Here is an 18,232-nt window from a genome sequence, read left to right as displayed (position 1 = left end):
GGGGCGAGACCCATCAGACCTATCCTGTGGCCCCGGACAGGACCACACCGATCCGAACCCCGTCGAAAAGGACCCAGCCGCATGCCCCGAAGCACGACGGACGGCAACGCGGCCGGCGACCCCGGCGGAGCCACCCGAGGCCGCAGCCGACGCAACTTCGCCGGCTCCCGCCCGGTGATGGACGACGTGGCCCGTCTCGCCGGCGTCTCCAAACAGACCGTCTCCCGCGTCCTCAACGACCACCCGGCGGTCCGGACGGAGACCCGGGAAGCCGTGCTGGAGGCCATGCGGACGCTCGGCTACCGCCCCAGCCGCAGCGCGCGCTCACTGGCCAGCGGCCGGACCAGGATGCTCGGGGTGATCTCCTTCGACGCGGCCCGCTACGGCCCCGCCTCCACCCTGACCGCGATCAACACGGCGGCCCAGGAGGCCGGTTACCTCGTCAGCTCCATCGCCCTCGACACGGCGGACCGGGACACCGTCGTCCAGGCGGTGGACAGGCTGTCGGCCGAGGGCGCGGACGGGATCATCGCCATCGCCCCCCAGCGCCCGGTCGCCACCGCCCTCGCGCAGGCCCGCCCGGACACCCCGCTGGTCATGCTGGACAACGGCCTCGGCGACGGCACCCCCGTGGTCTCCTCCGACTTCACGGCGGGCGCCCGGCTGGCGACCGAACATCTGCTGGGCCTCGGCCACCCCACCGTCTGGCACATCGCGGGCCCCACCGGCTGGACGTCCGCCGACCGACGCGCCGCGAGCTGGCGCGAGACCCTGACGCGAGCCGGCGCACGCGTCCACGAACCCCTCGCCGGGGACTGGAGCGCCGACTCCGGCTACGAGCTGGGCCGGCGGCTCGCGGGCGACCGGGACGTCACCGCCGTGTTCGTCTCCAACGACCAGATGGCGCTCGGTCTGCTGCGCGCCCTGCACGAGGCCGGCCGCCGGGTCCCGCACGACGTGAGCGTGGTCGGCTACGACGACATCCCCGAGGCGGCGCATCTGCTGCCGCCGCTGACGACGATCCGTACGGACTTCTCCGCGATCGGCACGATGGCGCTGCGCTTGCTGTTGAGGCAGTTGGACGGCCCGGAGTCGACGGGTGACTCTCCGGAGCGGGAACCGGTCGTTCCTGTCGAGCTGATCGTTCGTGACAGTACGGGGGTGGCGGTGAGGTAGGGCGCCCAGGCGCCTATGGGGGTGCCGCGATGGGGTGTCGGGCGCCTGCGGGTCCGGTGGGGGCCGGTCGCGCAGTTCCCCGCGCCCCTGAAAGACCTCTGGCCCGGCATCGAGTGCCGGGCCAGAGAGTGAGCGAGCGCGTCGCCCTGGATCAGGGCTTCCGTGCGATCGCCCCGTACATCGCGATGTCCTCGTCGCGGATGTCGTCCTCGCCCGTGCCGTCCGGGTGCCACTTGTGGACCTGGACGATGCCGGGCTCGACGAGTTCGAGGCCGTCGAAGAACTCGTGGGCCTCGTCGATCGTGCGCAGCCGCATCGGCATGTCGCGGGCCGCGTACTCGCGGGCGACGCGGCCCACCTCCTGCGGGGCGTACTCGGCGGTGCCGATGGTCATCGCCAGGTAGCTGCCCGAGGGGAGGGGGTCGAGGAGACGGCGGACGATGCCGACCGCGTCGTCCTCGTCCAGCACGAAGTGGACGATCGCGATCACGGTGAGCGCGACCGGCTTGCTCAGGTCGAGGGTCTCCGCGAACTCGGCCGAGCCGAGCACGGTCTCCGGGTCCTGGAAGTCGGCCTCGATGTACGCGGTCCTGCCCTCGGGGGTGCTGGCCAGTAACCCCTGGGACAGCGTGAGGACGATCGGGTCGTTGTCCACGTAGACGACCCGGGACTCGGGGGCCACCGACTGGGCTATCTCGTGGAGGTTGGGGGAGGTGGGGATGCCGGTTCCGATGTCGAGGAACTGGCGCATGTCCGCCTTCTCGGCGAGCCAGCGCACCGCGCGGTTCATCCAGTCGCGGTTGGCCCGCATGTGGACCGGCAGGGCCGGCCACTCGCGCGCCATCGCGTCACCGGCCTCCTTGTCGGCCGGGTAGTAGTCCTTGCCGCCGAGGATGTAGTCGTAGATACGCGCGGAATGCGCGTGCTCGGTGTCGATCCGGTCGGCAGGCCATCCGTTGTCGGGCAACGTCGCCCCTCCCATCAGGTCAAGTCGTACAGGTGCACGGTCGGGCAGGTGGTGCGTCGGTTCACACAGGTGGTGCGTCAACGAGGCGTGGCAGCAAGCGGGTCAGAGCAGGAAGTCGGCCTCGCCCGCCTTCACGCCGGCCAGGAAACTGGTCATCTCACGGGGGGTGAAGAGCAGCGCCGGGCCGTCCGGGTCGGTCGACTGGCGGACGGCGACCCGGCCGTCGGCGAGCTTCTTGACCTCCACGCAGGCACCGCCGGCGTCGTCGCTCCAGGGACGGTGCCAGTCGTGTCTGCCGAGGTCGCGGGCGGGCATGCCGTTGCGGACGCCGTTGTGTACTCCGTCGGGTATGTGATGGTGCACGTCAGAGCTCCTTGCGTAGCGCACCGAGGAGGGCCTCGGTCTTGCGGGCGGGCGCCGACTGCGCGCCCATTCGGTCCAGGGCCTCGCGGTAGACGACTACGTCGTCCTGCTTGTCGAGGTAGACGGCGCCCACCAGACCGCTGAGGTAGACGATGTCCGGCAACTCGGGTGCCCTGAACCGGAAGAGGTGGAACGCACCGGCCCGCATCGCCGGATGCGGACCGTTGTGGAACGGCATGAGCTGGACCGTCACATGCGGCAGCCGGTTCAGCTCGATCAGGTGGTCGATCTGGGCGCGCATCACGTCCGGTCCGCCGACCGGCCATCTGAGCACCGTCTCGTCCATCACCACCCAGAGCCGCGGTGGTTGCGCACGGGTGAGGAGTTCCTGGCGCCGCATCCGCAGCGCCACCCGCCGTTCGGTGTCCTCGGTCGCCGCGTGCGGATTGCCGGCGCCGAGCAGGGCGCGCGCGTACTCCTCCGTCTGCAGCAGGCCGTGCACGAACTGGGCCTCGTACGCGCGGATCTGGAGCGCCGCCTGTTCCAGGCTGAGGTAGGCGGCGAACCAGTCGGGCAGTACGTCGCGGTAGGTGTGCCACCAGCCGCGTTTGTTGGCCTCGCGGACCGACTTCAGGAAGGTCTCGATCTCCTGCTGGTCCTGCACGCCGTAGATCTGGAGCAGTTTCTCGACATCCGGGAGGCGGAGCCGGGCGACCTTGGCGGCTTCCAGGCGGCGGATCGTGGAATGGCTGACACCGATCGCCTCGCCCGCCTGCTCGAACGTCAGCCCGGCGCGCGTGCGCAACTCCTCCAGCTGTCTGCCGAGGATCATGCGCAACACGGAGGGGGCTCCGCCCCACTCCGTTTCCGCGGTCACGCCCACCACCCCCTCACACCGAGCACAGAGGTCATGTCGAACTGATAACGACTCTTGCGCACTTTCCTTCAAGGGTTGCGCGTTGTTGTACGGGTCGCTTCGAGAGCGCAGTCTGACACGATCTTGGCTCGAACGGGGACGGCATGCGACTCACAAATTGCAAATTTCAACTTGCTGGTTGCGAGGTGTTGTTCGCGGATGCCACAGTGGACGTACCGTCACGGCCTCGGCGAAAGCTGGGGCTGCGCGGCCAGGTTGGGGGAGATGTGGCCGCAACTCAGCGCTGTCCGCCGTGAGTTGTAAAAGGTTGCGGCGAACGTCGAGGCGGCCGTGGCACCGGCACCGCTGCGGTGCGAAGGGCCGACGAAAGGCATATGGCGATGGCTCCGCCCACTCTCCCCCAGTCCACGGACCGGTTAGCCCCGGTCATGTACCCACCCCTTGGATCAGAGGCGTACGAACCCCACAGAGCGGGCGTGTTCGGTCTGCCCGCGGTGCCCGCGTCGGCGGGCGAGGCGCGCAGAACCGTGCGCGAGCTGCTCGGTGAGTGGGGGGTGCGCCCGGAGACCCGTGAGGACGTCCTCCTGATCACGTCCGAGCTGGTCACCAACGCGTTGAACCACACGGACAGCGAGTGGATCGTGTGCCGGCTGCACTTCACCGGCCGTCGGCTCCGCATCGAGGTCGAGGACCAGAACAGTGGTCACGCACAGCCTGCCCGGCGTCGTCCGGGCCCCGACGACCAGAACGGGCGAGGGCTCATGCTGGTCGGCATGCTCAGCAGCGACTGGGGGGTGCGCGACACCCCACAACGGTCCGGTCGTGTCGTCTGGGCAGAACTGCCGTCGGAGGGCCGGGAAACCGCCGAGCCCGCCCCTCCGACGGCTCCGCGCGAGAACGAGGTCTTCCCCTTGACCGACCTGACCGACCCGTCCTGGACCTAGGCGGGTCTTCCGACCGGGCCCGAGTCCCGTCGGACGCGTTCGCCGGTGAGAGTGACTGGAGTCCCGCTCCGGTCACTCCCCGGCCTACCCGGACGTACGCCGCCTCCCCATCGAACCCTCCCCAGCGGCAGCAGGGGGATCCCCGACTCAGGAAGCCCTGCCGGTCAGCGACCCACGAGGTCCTGCTCCCTGGCCCGCGAGGTCTTGTTCCCTCAGCCCCGGCCGGGGGTCGCGAGCGGGCGCTCCGGGGCTCAGCCCGGACGCAGGCCCGCCGCCACCAGCTTGGCCTCCATCTTCCGGCGGGCCGCGCCGAGCACGGCCAGCAGGAGCTCCTTGCTGGACTGGCGCTGGCGTACGTCGCAGAGGAGGACCGGGACGGTGGGCGCCAGGTCGAGCGCCTGGCGGACCTGCTCGGCGTCGACCTCACGGCGGCCGTCGAAGCAGTTGACGCCGACCGCGAAGGGAATGGAGCGGGACTCGAAGAAGTCGACCGCGGCGAAGGAGGCGTCGAGTCGCCGGGTGTCGGCGAGGACCACGGCCCCGAGGGCACCGCTGCACAGGTCGTCCCACATGAACCAGAAGCGGTCCTGGCCGGGCGTACCGAAGAGATAGAGCACCAGCTCGGGGGAGATGGTGATGCGGCCGAAGTCCAGGGCGACGGTGGTCGAGACCTTCCTCTCGACGCCCCTGAGGTCGTCGACGCGCCGGCCCGCCGCGCTGATGTGCTCCTCGGTCGCCAGCGGGGTCACCTCGCTCACCGCGCCGACCATGGTGGTCTTGCCGACGCCGAAGCCACCCGCGATGAGGATCTTGAGAGCGGTGGGTACGACGGTCTGGGAGCTGACGGACACCATCCATCACCCTTTCGACGAGTTCCGGGCCCGGCCGCCGCGGCGGCTCACGCGTCCTGCACGTAGTCGGACGGGGTCTCCGCACGGGGCGCGGCGCTCAGGTACTTGCCGACCTGCTTGACCAGGGTGCCCATCTCGAACGCCATCATCCCGACGTCGACCTCCTCCGAGGCGATCGCGGCCAGCCGCGCGCCCCGGCCGGCGGCGGTGACGAAGAGGAACGCCCGCTCCATCTGGATGACCGTCTGCTGGACCTCGCCGCCCTGGAAGTGGCGGGCCACGCCCCGGGCCAGGCTGTGCATGCCCGAGCCGACCGCGGACAGATGCTCCGCGTCGTCGAACCGGATGTCCTTCGACTTGCCGATGAGGAGGCCGTCCCCGGACAGCACGATGGCGCAGTGGATCTCGGGTATGCGTTCCACGAGCCCGTCCAGCAGCCAGTCCAGTTGGGGACCGGTTCGTACCTGCTCTGTCATGTCGTGCGTGTTCCTCACGGTCGGTCGGCGCCGGGGGCGGCGACGGTTCGTCGGGGCGCTGGGGGAGGCGCCCGTCAGGCGGCGTCGGGGCCGGGCCGTGGTGCCGGTCGGCCGTCGGTGCCGCCGGTGTCGTCCGGTCCGGCGAGCCGGGCCCGCGTCGAGCCCCGCTGGATCGCCACGATGGCGCGGGCCAGGGCGTCCGGGCGGAGCGTGTCGTCCGCTTCGTCGTCCGTCGAGGGGACCTCGGCCGTGTCCTCGCGGGGCCTTGGCGCGGCCGGCGTGCTCCGGGGCCGTCGGGGCAGGAGCTGGGGGAGGGGTGGAGCGCCTGTCTCGGCGCGGGGCGGTTCACCGCTCATCCGGGCCACCGTGCCGTATCGCGCGTGGGGCCGATCGGGGTCCCCCCGCGCGAGTCCGTTCGAGCGCTGGGGAGGGTGCCTGGCATCTGATTCCTCGTACGACAGCGAACATCCGATGACGATGGGGGTGCCGCGAGCCGCCCGGCATCCCTCGTGCTCCGGCTTGACACACCGTCGGCGAATGTCAGCGGGCTGACGAAACGGTATCAGGACCCGCACCCCGTCGTCAGCATCCGCCGGGCGTCAACTTGGCTCCGGACGCCCGTCCTTGACGACGCATCCGGCGTCGGCCGGGCGGCGCCGGGACGGTTCGGCGGAACGAGTACGTCCGGTGGCTACCCGGAATGGGTACTTGTCGACACATCAGGGTCTCGGAATCGGCACTGTCCGGCCACATTCGCCCTTGGAGCGGGTGGCCGAAAATCTGTGTCACCCTGATCAAACACGCATGGACGGTCCGTCAGTTTGGTATTTGGGGGTGCACAGTGCCGAGGGAAGGCTTGCCGGAGCGGGTGTGCCTGGTGATCCGGTCGCCGCGTGCCTGATTCCGGATCGGGGGAACCGTGCAAGTTCGGCTTGGAAAGTATCAAATTGTGGACATCGTCCGTTTCTCTTCTCACATTCAAGCTCAAACTTCAACTGCCTATCTTTCGGCCAAACCCTCTAAGCGATCTTGGCCTTAGAGGTTGATTTGTAGACCATGTTGCACGTCGGTCAGTCTCCCAACCGGAACCACGACTGACGCACAGCCACCGCGTCTCCCCCGGGCGCGGGAGAACGCCTAGAAGGGCTTGGCGTGGAACACGTCTTCACGACCCAGGATCACGAGGATCTACGGCAGCGCGTACGCGAGTTCGCCGAGCGTGTGGTACGGCCACTCATACCCGAGATGGAGGGCTCCCGCACCGCACTGGTGGGGCTCTCCCGGCTGATCGCCCAACAGGGCTGGATCGGCGCCACGATCGACCCGGCGTACGGAGGCATGGGCGCGGGCCATCTCGCCAAGACCGTCATCATCGAGGAACTGTCCCGTGTGAGCGGCGCGATGGGGGCCATGGTCCAGGCCTCCCAGCTGGGCGTCGCCAAGATCATTCACTTCGGCGACGACAGCCAGAAGAGGTACTGGCTGCCGAAAATCGCCGAGGGAGAGGTGCTGCCGACCATCGCGGTCACCGAGCCGGGGTCGGGGGGCCATGTGGCCGGCATGGAGAGCAGCGCGGTACGGGACGGCGACGACTACATCCTCAACGGCCGCAAGGTCTTCGTCGGCAACAGCCATGTGGGTGACGTACACGGTGTCGTGGTCCGCACCGGTCCGGGCTCCCAGGGCATGACGGCCTTCCTCGTCGAGTCCGACCGGCCCGGCTTCTCCCTCGCCGAGCAGGTGCCCTCCATGGGTCTGCACGGATTCAGCTTCGGGGAGCTCATCTTCGACAACTGCCGCATACCGGCGGCCAATCGGCTCGGGGCGGAGGGCGAGGGGCTGGCCGTCGCGTACTCCTCGTCGGTGCTCTACGGCCGCCTCAACCTGACCGCGGTGTCCCTGGGCATCCACCAGGCGGTGTTCGAGGAGACCGCCCGGTACTGCGGTGAGACGCAGCGCTACGGAGGGCCGCTGGGGCACCTGCCCAACATCAAGATCGAGCTGGGGCGGATGCTGCAACGGCTCACCCTCGCGCGGCAGAGCGCCTATCTCGCCGCGCATCTGCTGGACCAGGGGCGGCCCTGCGACATCGAGCTCATGTCCGCGAAACTCTTCAACGTCGAGTCGTCCATCGAGTCGGCCCAGGCGTCCGTCAAGATGCACGCGGCCTGCGGCCTGTTCACCGACCGCCCGGTGGAACGCTATCTGCGCGACGCCTTCCACATCTACGCCCCGGCCGGCACCTCCGAGATCCAGGGCCTCAGGCTGGGCGAGTTCGCGCTCGGCGAGAACAAGGGCCAGTGGTCCGAGCGGCTGGCCGATCTGGTCCGTACCCCGCAGGTCGAGTCGCGGGAACCGGAACCGATCCCGGTCGGCGAACTGGTCTAGGCGCACTGGGCCATGACCCGGGCCGTCGTCCGCTCCCGCCCGCCGGGCGGGGCCGGGAAGCAGAGAAACCGCGGACACGACGTCGTGTCCGCGGCTTTCGTGAGCCGGGTGGGTGGCCCGCTGCCCTTCGACCCACCCGACCGGGGGCGCCCGGTCGGGCTTCAGCGGCCGGAGGCGATGGCCTGGATCTGGTCGGACATCTCCTGCGCCATGCGCTTGATGATCTCCAGCCGCTGCCGTCCCCACGTACGGGAGTCGGTGTCGACGACACAGATCGTGCCGAGGTTCATTCCCGCCAGCGTGTCGACCAGCGGTGCGCCCATGTAGGAGCGGATGCCGATCTCGTCCACGACCGGGTTGCCAGCGAACCGCGGGTAGTCGCAGACGTCGTCGAGCACCAGCGCCGCCGTCCGCTTGACGGTGTGCGGGCAGAAGCCGTGGTCCAGGCGCATCTCCCGGCTCATGGAGGTCTCGGCCACCTGACCCTGCGAGATGTTCACCGGTCCGGCGTCCGGGGTGTAGAGCCCGGCGAAGAACTGGCGTCGGTCATCGACGAAGTTGACCATCGCGTACGGCGCGTCCAGCTCCAGGGCCAGCCGGCGCGCGAACGCGTCGAACTCGGCCCGGGGGGTGTTGGCGAGCCCCAGCTGGGCGAGCCTGGCGCCGCGCTGCGGGGCGGCCGGGTCCTCGGGGGTGAGGAGCAGACGGTCGAGCGGTGGCTCATAGGAGGCGTAGGGGCTGTTCATCGGAACTCCGTTCGAGGTCGGCCGAGTTGAGTAGGGATCAACGGAGCACGGGTGGCTGGTGCGTCGCCACGCCGGGTGTCATGCCGAGCAGATGCTGCAGGAGTTCGACCAGTACACCCGTACCGGAGCTGCAGTGCCGGGCGTCGCAGAACACGATCGGTGCGTTGGACTTCAGGCCGATGGCGTCGCGGACCTCTTCGACGGAGTACTGGTACGCGCCGTCGAACTCGTTCACCCCCACGACGAACGGGATTCCGCGCACCTCGAAGAAGTCCACCGCGGGGAAGCAGGCGTCGAGCCGGCGGGTGTCGGCGAGCACCACCGCGCCCAGCGCCCCGTCGGACAACTCGTCCCACATGAACCAGAACCGTTCCTGCCCGGGTGTGCCGAACAGATACAGGACGTGGTCCGAGTCGAGGGTGATCCGGCCGAAGTCCATGGCCACGGTGGTGGTGGACTTCTCCTCCACCCCGTCGAGGCTGTCGGTGCGGACACTGGCCGTGGTGATGACCTCCTCGGTGCTCAGCGGCGCGATCTCGCTGACCGCACCCACGAAGGTCGTCTTGCCCACCCCGAACCCGCCCGCCACGAGGATCTTCAGGGCGGTCGGGAAGGGGTCAGAGCCGTGCGCGTAGGCCATCAAGCACCGCCTCCAAAACATCTCGGTTGGCGGCGGAGGCCGCCTCGACGGCACGGGGCGCCCGTGCGGTGAGCGCCTCGTGCTGCACTAGGTCGGACAACAGGACTTTGGTGACGGCGATCGGGAGGTTCATCCGCGCGGCCACCTCGACCACCGGCACCGGCCTGACGCACAGGCCGAGCACCAGGTCGTGGTCGGGGCCGAGGTCGATGAACGGCCGCATGCCGGTGGCCATCACCAGGGTGAGCAGGTCGAACGGCGTCGAGGGCCGAGTGCGCCCGTTGCTGACGGTGAACGGCCGGACTAAGCGTCCGGCCTCCTCGTCCAGGAACATCTCGTCCGTCATCGCGTCACATCCCCGCGCTGGAGGGTGCGTTGGTCGGGCGGCGGGCCGGCGTGGCGAGGAACGGCTGCACGGCCCGGATCAGCATGCCCATCTCGTAGCCGAGCGTCTCGGTGTGCGTCGTCGCGTCCGCGGTGACCGCCAGCACGGCTCCGTGGCCCGCCGAGGCCACGATGAGGATGCCGTTGTGCAGTTCCACGATGACCTGACGGACGGTGCCGCCGTTGCCCAGGACCCTGTCGTGGCCGAAGGAACGGCCCAGGGAGTTGAGCCCGGAGGATATCGCCGCCAGCCGGTCGGCGTCGTCGGCGCTCAGATCCACATGGGCCTTGCTCAACCCGTCGGACGAGAGCAACAGCACCTGCCGGGTACCGGGCACGGTCTTCTTGAGGTTGTCCAGCAGCCAGTCGATGTTCTGTCCGGTGGGGTGGCTATCGCTCACCATGGTGGGGGTCTTCTCCTTGCGGTCGGTGCGGGGCCCAGCGCGCGTCGTCGACGGGGATCGCGTCGGAGGTCGCGCCGGCGAGACCGAAGCCTCGATTGATCCCGGCCAGGAGGCCGGGGCTGAAGTTCAGGTCCTGCTCGTGCGTCTCGGGACGCGGAGCGGGCCCCTGGCGGAGTTCGGGCGCCAGGTGCTCCATCGCACGGCGCTTGGGCAGGACCGGCCTGGCCGGCCCACCGGACCCCTGCGGGGTGGCCGTCGGACGCTCGTAGCCCGACGAGGGGCGGTACTCGGACCGCCTGTCGGAGACGGGCTGCGCCCGCTCGTGCCGGACGGCCGCCGGGGGCGGCACGGGACCCGCCGACCGGCGCGGTACGCCGGCCGGGGGACCGGGCTGGGACGGGATGGAGACCGGGGGGCCCGCGTGCGCGTGGGACGGTACGGCGGCGGGTGGCGCCGCGTGCGGCCGGGCCTCCCAGGCGGGCGCGGACGCCTGCCCCGGGTGGGGTGCGGCGGGAGGACGTACCTGGACCGGTGCCTGGGCGGGCGCCTGCCCCTCCTCCTCGCCCAGCAGGCCCTGCGGGAGCACCAGGATGGCCTGGACGCCGCCGTAGATGTTGCCCTGCAGCTGGACCGCGATGCCGTGCCTGCGGGCCAGGGAGGAGACCACGAACAGACCGATCCGGCCGTCGGCGAGCAGCTTGGCGACGTCGATGCGGGCCGGGTCGGCGAGGAGCGTGTTGATCCGGTCCTGATCCTCCTGGGGTATGCCCAGGCCGCGGTCCTCGACCTCGATGGCGATGCCGGCGGTCACCCGGCGGGAGCGCAGGAGGATCTGGGTGTCCGGGTGGGAGAACATGGTGGCGTTCTCCACCAGTTCGGCCAGCAGGTGGATGACGTCGGCGACCGCGTGGCCGCGCAGCGTGCCCTCGATGGGCGGCACCAGCTTGACGCGGGAGTACTGCTCGACCTCGGCGATGGAGGACCGCAGCACCTCGGTCAGCGACACCGGATTGGTCCACTGGCGACGGGAGATCGCGCCGCCGAGCACCGCGAGGTTCTCCGCGTGCCGCCGTATTCGGGTCGCCAGGTGGTCGATGCCGAAGATGCGCCGGAGCAGGTCCGGATCCTCGACCTGGTTCTCCAGATCGTCCAGCTCACGGATGGTGCGGTGGACGAGCGACTGCAGCCGGCGGGCCAGGTTGACGAAGACCTCGACCTTGTCGCTGTTGTCGTCGGAGGCGGACTGGAAGTAGCTCGCCGCCCAGACGAGCGCCTCCCGGGCCCGGTGCTGTGCCTCCGTGACGTCGTACTGCAGCTTCTGGTAGGGGTCTTCGGCGCGCGTCGCCTGGTAGGCGAACCCGCGTGAGAGCAGCTGCTCGCCCCGCTTGAGGCGGGTCAGGTCCTCGTCGAGCGCCCAGTTGCCGGTCGTGATGGCCTGCCGCAGCGACTGGGCACGCTTCGCTTCGGACCTGGCCCGTGACCTGGCCGCCATCACGGCCCCGGCCAGACAGCCGCAGCCGAGGACCGCGCCGCCCGCCAGCACACCCCAGGTGGCGGCGTCGGCCGTGCCCTCCTGCAGTCGCAGGACCGTGCCCGTGACGGCAGTGGATATTCCGGCCATGAACGCGGCGGGGAGCACGGCGAGCCGCGTCAGCCGCGGTTGGGCCGCGGAGGAGTTCGCGGAATCCGACGCCCCGGGCTTTCCGTGCCGGTGACGAGACGGGGGAGTCGTCGTGTCCGGCCGACCGTGTTCCGGGGTCGCTGCGAAGGGTGGGGGTTCAGGCATCGGAGTCCTCTCGATCAGCCAGTACGCGACAGAGTAGCGAAGAACGTCAACTATCTGACCAGCGGTCCTAGACGCTCAGGGGAGGTCTGTCACCTGAGGTGCCGTCAGTCGCGGCAAGGGTTCTGCGTCGCCTTTTTACCGTCTATTCACGGGGTGGCGCCGCAGCAGTTCTTCACACCTCGGCCAGGGCGGCGCCCCGTCTGTGAAAGAGAGCCGCCGGGTGGCGGGTCACCTGCGGGTTCCGCCTCGTCGACGGTTGTTCCGCTCGCGCGGAGCGCACGGTTCACGCCATTCGGCCGTCGTGCTGCCTCGTGTCAACTCCCGCTGTGACAAGCGGAGTCGGGCGCGAACTGGGTTCGGTCGCACACGGTGGGCACGACGCGCCCCAGGAACATTCACACCAGGAGGGCCGGAAAAGCCCGGGATCGAGGCCGGTTATGCTTTGACCAAGCTTTAGACTTCAACCTTACGTGCGGGGGAGCGGGTGTGAGAGCCTGTTCACCGAGTGGCCCCTCGCCGTATGTTTTCCGCCGAACTCTCCGGAGTTCACCAGAAGTTGAGTCAACGTATGCTCTGTCGCATCTCACGGGGGCTGACGTCGTAGCGTCGCCGGAAGGCCGTGCTGAGGGCGCTCGCGGAGGAGAAGCCGACGGAGTAGGCGAGATCCGTGATCGTCATGTGCTCGCACTCCGCGCACAGTAAGCGGTCCCGGACCAGGCGCAGCCGCTCCTCGCGGATCAGCTCGCGGGGCGTGGTCCCCGCCTTCTGCAGGGCCAGTTGGATCTGGCGCAGCGACCAGCCGAGGGCACGCGCCACCGCCGTACCCGTGAGGTCGGGGTCGGCCACGTGGTCGCGCACATAGCGGCGGACCATCGCCTCCACCTCGCCCAGTTGTCCGGGGGCGTCGGGGCGGTCGTCGCCGACGGCGAGCATGCACACCAGCTCCACGACCCGGTCGGAGACGGCGTTGAACTCCGGGTCGGTGAGGTGCTCCCGTTCCTCGTGCAGTCCGGTCAGCATCGAGCCGACGATCCGCCCGAGGCCTGCTGTGAGGTCCAGACCGCTGGCGACCGGTGACCTGTTGTTGAGCCGGCCGTCCACCTCGCGGGCCGGGATGGTGAGGATGAACGCGTCGATGGCGTCGCTCTGGAGACACTGGAAGGGCGCCGCGAAGGTGACCAGCGCCGCCGTGCCCGGGATCAGCCGGGCCTCCTCGCCGTCCTGCCGCAGGACGATCTCACCGCTCATCGGCAGCAGCAGCCGGTAGTCCTCGTCGGGGTCCTGGCGCACCTGGCGCGTCGTGCGGGTGTACTCGATCTCGTCGGACCGGTACTTCACCAACTGGTACGTGTCAGTGCGCTGCCGGACGGTCTCGCCCCGGAAGTTGTCCGACTGGGCGTACCTGAAGCCCATCCGGGACTGGTACGAGCCGATCTGCTCGGTCCAGAAGTCGGCACGCTCGCGCGGGTTCAACTCCTCGGTGGTCAGCGCCTCGACGCTGTAACTTCCGGCGGGCAACGCTGCTCCTCCCTGGTGCCGAACCCCCGACTGTGTGCTTGTGGTCTCTTACGGTCCTCGGCGGGAAAATCTTCAACATCTACTTGATCAAAGATAGTTACCACCCGGTCGGACCCGGAGGGCACCCTAGCGTGGCAAGCGGTTGCTATGTCGTCCCGGCCGAAGTGGCCGAATATGCCGGGGGAAGAGTCACGGCTTCACCTGCGCCCCTTGCGCCACTCATGCGCCCTGTGGCAACTTCCCTGCGCGTCACGGAAAGTACCCGCGCGGTCGCGCCGCTAGCGTCGGGCGCTCCGTCAACTCCCGCCCGGCGTCCCGGACCCCGCCGACGCCTGGGGACTTGGGGACGTAAGGACTCGTACTTCATGACCGAACCGATACCGCAGGCGGTGACCTGGGCGCTGGCAGCGGCCCTGCTCGCCATCGCCGTACTCCTGCTGCGCCAGCAAGGGATCACCAGACGGCAGCGCAGGAGAAACGCCGTCCTGGCCGACGACGTGCGGGCCCGGGAGGAGGAGCTGCGCCATCTGGTCACGGTCCGCCTGCCCGCCCTCGCCGGCCAGAGCGTGCCGGGCGTCGGACCGCTCGACGGCCGGCTCGCCGAGACGGAGTTCGGCAAGGGCCTCGACGAGGTGCTGGCCCGCTTCTCCGGCGCCGTCGAGCACGCCCAGACCCGCGCCGACCAGTCCGCCAAGGCCGCCCTCAAGGCGTCCATGCGCTCGATCCAGGCACTCGCCAACGAGCAGCAGGTCTCCATCTCCGAGATGCAGGACCGGCACGACGACCCCGACGTGCTGCGCGACCTTCTCGAAGTCGACCACACGAACGCCCAGTTCGGCCGCCGCGCCCAGGCCATCGCCGTACTCTGCGGCTCCTGGCCGGGACGGCAGCGCGCCACCTCCCCGCTCGTCGAGGTCGTCCGGGGCGCCACCTCGCGCATCCGCGACTACCGGCGCGTCCGCGTCCACGGCCAGGTCGACATCGCCGTGGCGAGCCGCGCCGTGGAGCCGGTCGTCCTCGCCGTCGCCGAACTGCTCGACAACGCCGCCCGCCACTCCCAGCCCAACACCACGGTCGAGGTCGACGTCCAGCACGTGCACAACGGCGCGTGCGTCGTCATCGACGACGCCGGCGTCGGCATGGACGCCCAGGCCGTACGACACGCCACCCAACTGCTCGGCGGACGCGGCGAGGTGGACGTCACCCGCCTCGACGACCCGCCCCAGTTCGGCTTCGCCGTCATCGGGATGCTCGCCCGGCGCTACGGGTTCACCGTCTCCGTGGACACCCGCTCGCCCTACGGCGGCGTCCGCGCCGTCGCGTTCCTGCCCACCGCTCTGCTCACCCACCTGGAGCCCGCCGCCCCGGAGCCACAGATCGACCTGACACCCCTTCCGGAATCGGCCGCCGTCCCCCGCCGGGCCCGCACCGAGACCACCACCGAGACCACCCCCGAGAACACCACCGAGGGCGGACTGCCCAAGCGCCGCCGACGCACCCCCAAGCCGACCACCGCCCCCGAGCCGGAGCCCGAGACGGCCGAGGAGATTCCCGGCCGATCGCCCGAGGAGAACGCCCGCATCATGGGCGCCTTCGCCCGCGGCACCCGCTTCGGCCGGGCGGCGGGACGCATCCTCGACGAGGACGAGTACGTCCCCGACCCCGCCGCCGACGCCCGGCCGCCCACCCCCCACACGAACGAAGGGACCCCCCACGCATGATCGAGCCCACGACCAACGAGCTGGGCTGGATGCTCGACGACGTGCTGAAGGTGCCCGAGGCCCGCCACGCCATCCTGCTCTCCGCCGACGGCATGCTCCGAGCCCACTCCGCCGACATCGACCGCGACGACGCCGAGCGGCTCGCGGCCGGGCTCTCCGGACTGCAGTCGATCAGCCGCAGCACCGCCGAGTTCTGCGGCCCGACGGAGAGCCCGTGGCGGCAGACCCTGATCGAGTTCGGACACGGCTTCGTCTTCCTCGTCGCCGCCGGCGAGGGCGCCTACCTCGCGGTGTCCACCGGCGACGAGGTCGACATGGAGTCCGTGACGTACCGCATGCACAAGCTCGTCGACCGGCTCGGCAAGGAGCTGACCAGCCCGGCGCGGCTGGACACGGGCAGCAGGGCATGACGCCCCGCCGGCCCGGGGGACGTCTGGTGCGGTCGTACGTCGTCACCGGCGGCCGCGCCCACCCGACCCGCAACACCCTGGACCTGGTCACCCTGCTGGTCGCCACCACCGACCTGCCGCTGTCCGGCCTCACCCCGGAGACGCGCCGGGTGATGGAGCTGTGCCGCCCCGGCGCGCTCTCCCTCGCCGAGGTCGCCGGCCATCTGCTGCTGCCGGTCAGCGTCACCAAGGTGCTGGTCGCCGACCTCATGGACAGCGGCCACATCGTCACCCGCGCACCGATACCGGCCGCCCGGCCGTCCGACGCCAGAATCCTCCAGGAGGTCCTCGATGGGCTCCGCGCCCGCCTCTGACGACGTCTACCTGCGGCCGACGGTGAAGACGGCGGCCAAGCTGCTCGTCGTCGGTCACTTCGCGGTCGGCAAGACCACGTTCGTCGGTACGCTCTCCGAGATCCGGCCGCTGCGTACCGAGGAGGTCCTGACCGAGGCGGGCGCCCTGGTCGACGACCTCGCCGGCACCCGCGACAAGACCACCACCACGGTCGCCATGGACTTCGGCCGGCTCACCCTCGACGACTCGCTGGTGCTGTACCTGTTCGGCGCCCCCGGACAGCAGCGCTTCACCAAGCTCTGGCAGGACATGACCCGCGGCGCCCTCGGCGCGCTGGTCCTCGCCGACACCCGGCGCCTGTCCCACTCCTTCGACGTGATGGGCGTCCTGGAGGAGCTGGGCCTGCCGTACGCCGTCGCCGTCAACGGCTTCGACGGCGCCCCCGTGCACGATCTGGACGAGGTGCGCGAGGCTCTCGACCTACTGGACGAGACCCCGCTGGTGCGCTGCGACGCCCGCGACCCGGACTCCTCCACCCGGGCGCTGATCGCCCTCGTCGAGTACCTGCTGAGCCGCGAGACCGAGACCGAACTGGAGCACGCGTGACTCCCGCATCGCCGTCCGGCCCGCCCCCGGGCTGCCCGGCCCACCAGCCGATGTACGGACCGGAGTTCGCCGCCGACCCGGCCTCGTTCTACCGGCGGGCCCGCGTCACCGGCCCGACCGCACCCGTCGAACTGGCCCCCGGCGTGCGGGCCACCCTCGTCACCTCGTACGAGGCCGCGCTGCACGTGCTGCGCACCACGGAGACGTTCGCCAAGGACCCACGCCGCTGGAACGACCTCAACGACGGCACCGTCCCCCCGGACAGTCCCGTCGTCCCGATGATGATGTACCGGCCCAACGCCCTGTTCTCCGACGGTGAGGAGCACCGGCGGCTGCGCGGAGCCATCACCGACAGTCTCGCCCGGGTCGAGCCCAACACCCTGCGCGGCTATGTCGAGCGCAGCGCCGACATCCTCATCGACCGGTTCGCCCCCACCGGCAAGGCGGACCTGCTCGGCGAGTACGCCCAGGTCCTGCCCCTGCTCGTCTTCAACCACCTCTTCGGCTGCCCGGCCGAGCTGGGACTGAAGCTGGTCGAGGGCATGTCCGGCATCTTCGACGGGGTGGACGCCGAGCGGGCCGACGAACTGCTCACCGCCACGCTCTTCCAACTGGTCACGCTGAAGCGGAGGCAGCCCGGCCCGGACGTGACGTCGTGGCTCACCCTGCATCCGGCGCGGCTCACGGACGAGGAGATGATCCACACCCTCGTCGTCCTCATGGGCGCGGGCACCGAGCCGCAGCAGAACCTCATCGCCAACGCGCTGCGCCTGCTGCTGGCCGACGACCGCTTCGCCGGTGACCTGTCCGGCGGCAGCCTTCCCGTGGAGGACGCCCTCGACGAGGTGCTGTGGACCGACCCGCCGATGGCCAACTACGCCGTGCACTACCCGGTGCGGGACGTGCTGTACGAGGGCGCGCTGCTGAAGGCCGGCGACCCGGTCGTCGTCTCGCTGGCCGCCGCCAACACCGACCCGGCCCTGACGGGCGGCAATCAGCGGGCGGGGAACCGGGCCCACCTGGCGTGGAGCGCCGGCCCGCACAACTGCCCCGCGCAGAGCGAGGCCCGGCTCATCGCGTCGGTGGCGGTCGAGAAGCTCCTCGACCGACTGCCGGACGTCGAACTCGCCGTACCGGTGGAGGCGTTGGAGTGGCGTCCGGGCCCCTTCCACCGGGCGCTCGCCGCACTGCCGGTGACGTTCCCGCCGACACCCGTGGCCGGTGCGGCGGCCGAGGCGCCCGCATCCCCGGCGCGCCGCTCGACGGACCCGTACGGCAGCGGTGCCGACGCCCGTCCGCCGGAGCCCTCCCGCCCGAAGAGCGGCTGGGCCCGGCTGCTGTCCTGGTGGCGCGGCGAGTAGCCGCGGCGCGGACGGGGCTCCGCCGGGCCCCACGGACGCGGGCTGTCCGCAGGTGTGGCGGACGCGGGGCGCTCGCCGACACCAGGGCCGCGGGCAGTCCGCCGGCGTGGCGGCCGCCCGGGCGCCTTGTGCGGGCAACGCGGACGAGAAACAGTTGTCAGCCTTGCGGATGGGGGACGGCCGTCAAGGTCGGCGGACGAGGGACGGCCGTCAGGGATGGCGTGTGTGGGACGGCAGCCAGGATGGCGGACGAGGGACGGCCGTCATGCCTCGCGGACCAG

At 70.5% G+C, this 18,232-nt stretch carries 20 protein-coding genes; 8 read left to right on the top strand and 12 right to left on the bottom strand.

Translation table 11 applies throughout. The features are described 5' to 3' along the window. The first annotated feature begins 81 nt into the window (after window positions 1-81). A complete protein-coding gene (locus OG622_RS12685; RefSeq protein ID WP_371575843.1) occupies window positions 82-1,176 on the top strand; it encodes a LacI family DNA-binding transcriptional regulator in 1,095 nt (364 codons plus the stop codon). A gap of 151 nt (window positions 1,177-1,327) precedes the next feature. Here the strand turns inward: OG622_RS12685 and OG622_RS12680 are convergent, their stop codons facing one another. The 3 genes from OG622_RS12680 to OG622_RS12670 all read right to left on the bottom strand — a co-directional run bounded on the left by OG622_RS12680 (window position 1,328) and on the right by OG622_RS12670 (window position 3,383). Further along, the gene (locus OG622_RS12680; protein WP_371575842.1) at window positions 1,328-2,143 is read right to left on the bottom strand and encodes an SAM-dependent methyltransferase; all 816 of its coding nucleotides are present in this window, start codon (window positions 2,141-2,143) and stop codon (window positions 1,328-1,330) included. 102 nt (window positions 2,144-2,245) lie between these two features. Beyond that, entirely contained in the window at window positions 2,246-2,506 is a 261-nt protein-coding gene (locus OG622_RS12675) for a DUF397 domain-containing protein (protein ID WP_371575840.1), read from the bottom strand. Window position 2,507: 1 nt separating this feature from the next. Further along, complete coding sequence (locus OG622_RS12670) at window positions 2,508-3,383, bottom strand: helix-turn-helix domain-containing protein (protein WP_371575838.1); 876 nt, start codon at window positions 3,381-3,383, stop codon at window positions 2,508-2,510. Window positions 3,384-3,859: 476 nt separating this feature from the next. Here OG622_RS12670 and OG622_RS12665 point away from each other — a divergent pair, with 476 nt between their 5' ends. After that, window positions 3,860-4,327 carry an ATP-binding protein gene (locus OG622_RS12665; RefSeq protein ID WP_371575836.1) on the top strand — a complete coding sequence of 156 codons (468 nt, stop codon included), beginning with the start codon at window positions 3,860-3,862 and terminating at the stop codon, window positions 4,325-4,327. 251 nt (window positions 4,328-4,578) lie between these two features. On the opposite strand, the gene OG622_RS12660 is transcribed toward OG622_RS12665, so the two are convergent. The 3 genes from OG622_RS12660 to OG622_RS12650 form a co-directional block, all read right to left on the bottom strand. Next, entirely contained in the window at window positions 4,579-5,181 is a 603-nt protein-coding gene (locus tag OG622_RS12660; protein ID WP_371575834.1) for an ATP/GTP-binding protein, read from the bottom strand. 44 nt (window positions 5,182-5,225) lie between these two features. Continuing rightward, complete coding sequence (locus OG622_RS12655; protein ID WP_371575832.1) at window positions 5,226-5,654, bottom strand: roadblock/LC7 domain-containing protein; 429 nt, start codon at window positions 5,652-5,654, stop codon at window positions 5,226-5,228. A 74-nt stretch (window positions 5,655-5,728) separates the two neighbouring features. Then, complete coding sequence (locus OG622_RS12650) at window positions 5,729-6,010, bottom strand: hypothetical protein (RefSeq protein ID WP_371575830.1); 282 nt, start codon at window positions 6,008-6,010, stop codon at window positions 5,729-5,731. A gap of 796 nt (window positions 6,011-6,806) precedes the next feature. Here OG622_RS12650 and OG622_RS12645 point away from each other — a divergent pair. Next, the gene (locus OG622_RS12645; protein WP_371575828.1) at window positions 6,807-8,042 is read left to right on the top strand and encodes an acyl-CoA dehydrogenase family protein; all 1,236 of its coding nucleotides are present in this window, start codon (window positions 6,807-6,809) and stop codon (window positions 8,040-8,042) included. Window positions 8,043-8,203: 161 nt separating this feature from the next. Here OG622_RS12645 and OG622_RS12640 read toward each other — a convergent pair whose 3' ends face one another. From OG622_RS12640 to OG622_RS12615, 6 genes are all read right to left on the bottom strand, one after another. Further along, window positions 8,204-8,788 (bottom strand): GAF domain-containing protein, encoded by a 585-nt coding sequence (locus OG622_RS12640; protein WP_371575826.1) that lies wholly within the window; start codon window positions 8,786-8,788, stop codon window positions 8,204-8,206. Between the two features lie 37 nt (window positions 8,789-8,825). Next, window positions 8,826-9,428 carry an ATP/GTP-binding protein gene (locus OG622_RS12635; protein ID WP_371575825.1) on the bottom strand — a complete coding sequence of 201 codons (603 nt, stop codon included), beginning with the start codon at window positions 9,426-9,428 and terminating at the stop codon, window positions 8,826-8,828. Continuing rightward, window positions 9,406-9,774, bottom strand: coding sequence for a DUF742 domain-containing protein (locus tag OG622_RS12630; protein ID WP_371575823.1), 369 nt, complete (start codon window positions 9,772-9,774; stop codon window positions 9,406-9,408). Before OG622_RS12630 ends, OG622_RS12635 begins: the two co-directional genes overlap by 23 nt. 4 nt (window positions 9,775-9,778) lie before the next feature. Continuing rightward, window positions 9,779-10,216 carry a roadblock/LC7 domain-containing protein gene (locus tag OG622_RS12625; protein WP_046707851.1) on the bottom strand — a complete coding sequence of 146 codons (438 nt, stop codon included), beginning with the start codon at window positions 10,214-10,216 and terminating at the stop codon, window positions 9,779-9,781. Continuing rightward, the gene (locus OG622_RS12620) at window positions 10,203-12,002 is read right to left on the bottom strand and encodes an ATP-binding protein (RefSeq protein WP_371575821.1); all 1,800 of its coding nucleotides are present in this window, start codon (window positions 12,000-12,002) and stop codon (window positions 10,203-10,205) included. Before OG622_RS12620 ends, OG622_RS12625 begins: the two co-directional genes overlap by 14 nt. A 561-nt stretch (window positions 12,003-12,563) precedes the next feature. Beyond that, the gene (locus OG622_RS12615; protein WP_371575818.1) at window positions 12,564-13,520 is read right to left on the bottom strand and encodes a helix-turn-helix domain-containing protein; all 957 of its coding nucleotides are present in this window, start codon (window positions 13,518-13,520) and stop codon (window positions 12,564-12,566) included. 365 nt (window positions 13,521-13,885) lie between these two features. Between OG622_RS12615 and OG622_RS12610 the strand changes: the two genes are divergently transcribed. From OG622_RS12610 to OG622_RS12590, 5 genes are read left to right on the top strand one after another with little or no spacing between them, the layout of a single operon-like run. Then, a complete protein-coding gene (locus OG622_RS12610; protein ID WP_371575816.1) occupies window positions 13,886-15,241 on the top strand; it encodes an ATP-binding protein in 1,356 nt (451 codons plus the stop codon). Continuing rightward, window positions 15,238-15,651 carry a roadblock/LC7 domain-containing protein gene (locus OG622_RS12605; RefSeq protein ID WP_371575815.1) on the top strand — a complete coding sequence of 138 codons (414 nt, stop codon included), beginning with the start codon at window positions 15,238-15,240 and terminating at the stop codon, window positions 15,649-15,651. Before OG622_RS12610 ends, OG622_RS12605 begins: the two co-directional genes overlap by 4 nt. Further along, the gene (locus OG622_RS12600; protein WP_371575813.1) at window positions 15,648-16,004 is read left to right on the top strand and encodes a DUF742 domain-containing protein; all 357 of its coding nucleotides are present in this window, start codon (window positions 15,648-15,650) and stop codon (window positions 16,002-16,004) included. Before OG622_RS12605 ends, OG622_RS12600 begins: the two co-directional genes overlap by 4 nt. Next, window positions 15,982-16,590, top strand: a complete 609-nt coding sequence (locus tag OG622_RS12595) for an ATP/GTP-binding protein (protein ID WP_371575811.1) — start codon at window positions 15,982-15,984, stop codon at window positions 16,588-16,590. Before OG622_RS12600 ends, OG622_RS12595 begins: the two co-directional genes overlap by 23 nt. A gap of 50 nt (window positions 16,591-16,640) precedes the next feature. Continuing rightward, window positions 16,641-17,951 (top strand): cytochrome P450, encoded by a 1,311-nt coding sequence (locus OG622_RS12590; protein WP_371584080.1) that lies wholly within the window; start codon window positions 16,641-16,643, stop codon window positions 17,949-17,951. The last annotated feature ends 281 nt before the right edge of the window (window positions 17,952-18,232 follow it).

Origin of the sequence: Streptomyces sp. NBC_01314, assembly GCF_041435215.1 — a bacterium.
Classification (GTDB): Bacteria; Actinomycetota; Actinomycetes; order Streptomycetales; family Streptomycetaceae; genus Streptomyces.
This window is presented reverse-complemented; position numbering and strand designations above follow the sequence as displayed.

What these genes read in the sequence shown, in the direction of transcription:
- OG622_RS12685 (WP_371575843.1), top strand. Translation starts at nt 82, where the DNA reads ATGCCCCGAAGCACGACGGACGGCAACGCGGCCGGCGACCCCGGCGGA.
- OG622_RS12660 (WP_371575834.1), bottom strand. Translation starts at nt 5,181, where the DNA reads ATGGTGTCCGTCAGCTCCCAGACCGTCGTACCCACCGCTCTCAAGATC.
- OG622_RS12655 (WP_371575832.1), bottom strand. Translation starts at nt 5,654, where the DNA reads ATGACAGAGCAGGTACGAACCGGTCCCCAACTGGACTGGCTGCTGGAC.
- OG622_RS12650 (WP_371575830.1), bottom strand. Translation starts at nt 6,010, where the DNA reads ATGAGCGGTGAACCGCCCCGCGCCGAGACAGGCGCTCCACCCCTCCCC.
- OG622_RS12640 (WP_371575826.1), bottom strand. Translation starts at nt 8,788, where the DNA reads ATGAACAGCCCCTACGCCTCCTATGAGCCACCGCTCGACCGTCTGCTC.
- OG622_RS12635 (WP_371575825.1), bottom strand. Translation starts at nt 9,428, where the DNA reads ATGGCCTACGCGCACGGCTCTGACCCCTTCCCGACCGCCCTGAAGATC.
- OG622_RS12630 (WP_371575823.1), bottom strand. Translation starts at nt 9,774, where the DNA reads ATGACGGACGAGATGTTCCTGGACGAGGAGGCCGGACGCTTAGTCCGG.
- OG622_RS12625 (WP_046707851.1), bottom strand. Translation starts at nt 10,216, where the DNA reads ATGGTGAGCGATAGCCACCCCACCGGACAGAACATCGACTGGCTGCTG.
- OG622_RS12620 (WP_371575821.1), bottom strand. Translation starts at nt 12,002, where the DNA reads ATGCCTGAACCCCCACCCTTCGCAGCGACCCCGGAACACGGTCGGCCG.
- OG622_RS12610 (WP_371575816.1), top strand. Translation starts at nt 13,886, where the DNA reads ATGACCGAACCGATACCGCAGGCGGTGACCTGGGCGCTGGCAGCGGCC.
- OG622_RS12605 (WP_371575815.1), top strand. Translation starts at nt 15,238, where the DNA reads ATGATCGAGCCCACGACCAACGAGCTGGGCTGGATGCTCGACGACGTG.
- OG622_RS12600 (WP_371575813.1), top strand. Translation starts at nt 15,648, where the DNA reads ATGACGCCCCGCCGGCCCGGGGGACGTCTGGTGCGGTCGTACGTCGTC.
- OG622_RS12595 (WP_371575811.1), top strand. Translation starts at nt 15,982, where the DNA reads ATGGGCTCCGCGCCCGCCTCTGACGACGTCTACCTGCGGCCGACGGTG.
- OG622_RS12590 (WP_371584080.1), top strand. Translation starts at nt 16,641, where the DNA reads ATGTACGGACCGGAGTTCGCCGCCGACCCGGCCTCGTTCTACCGGCGG.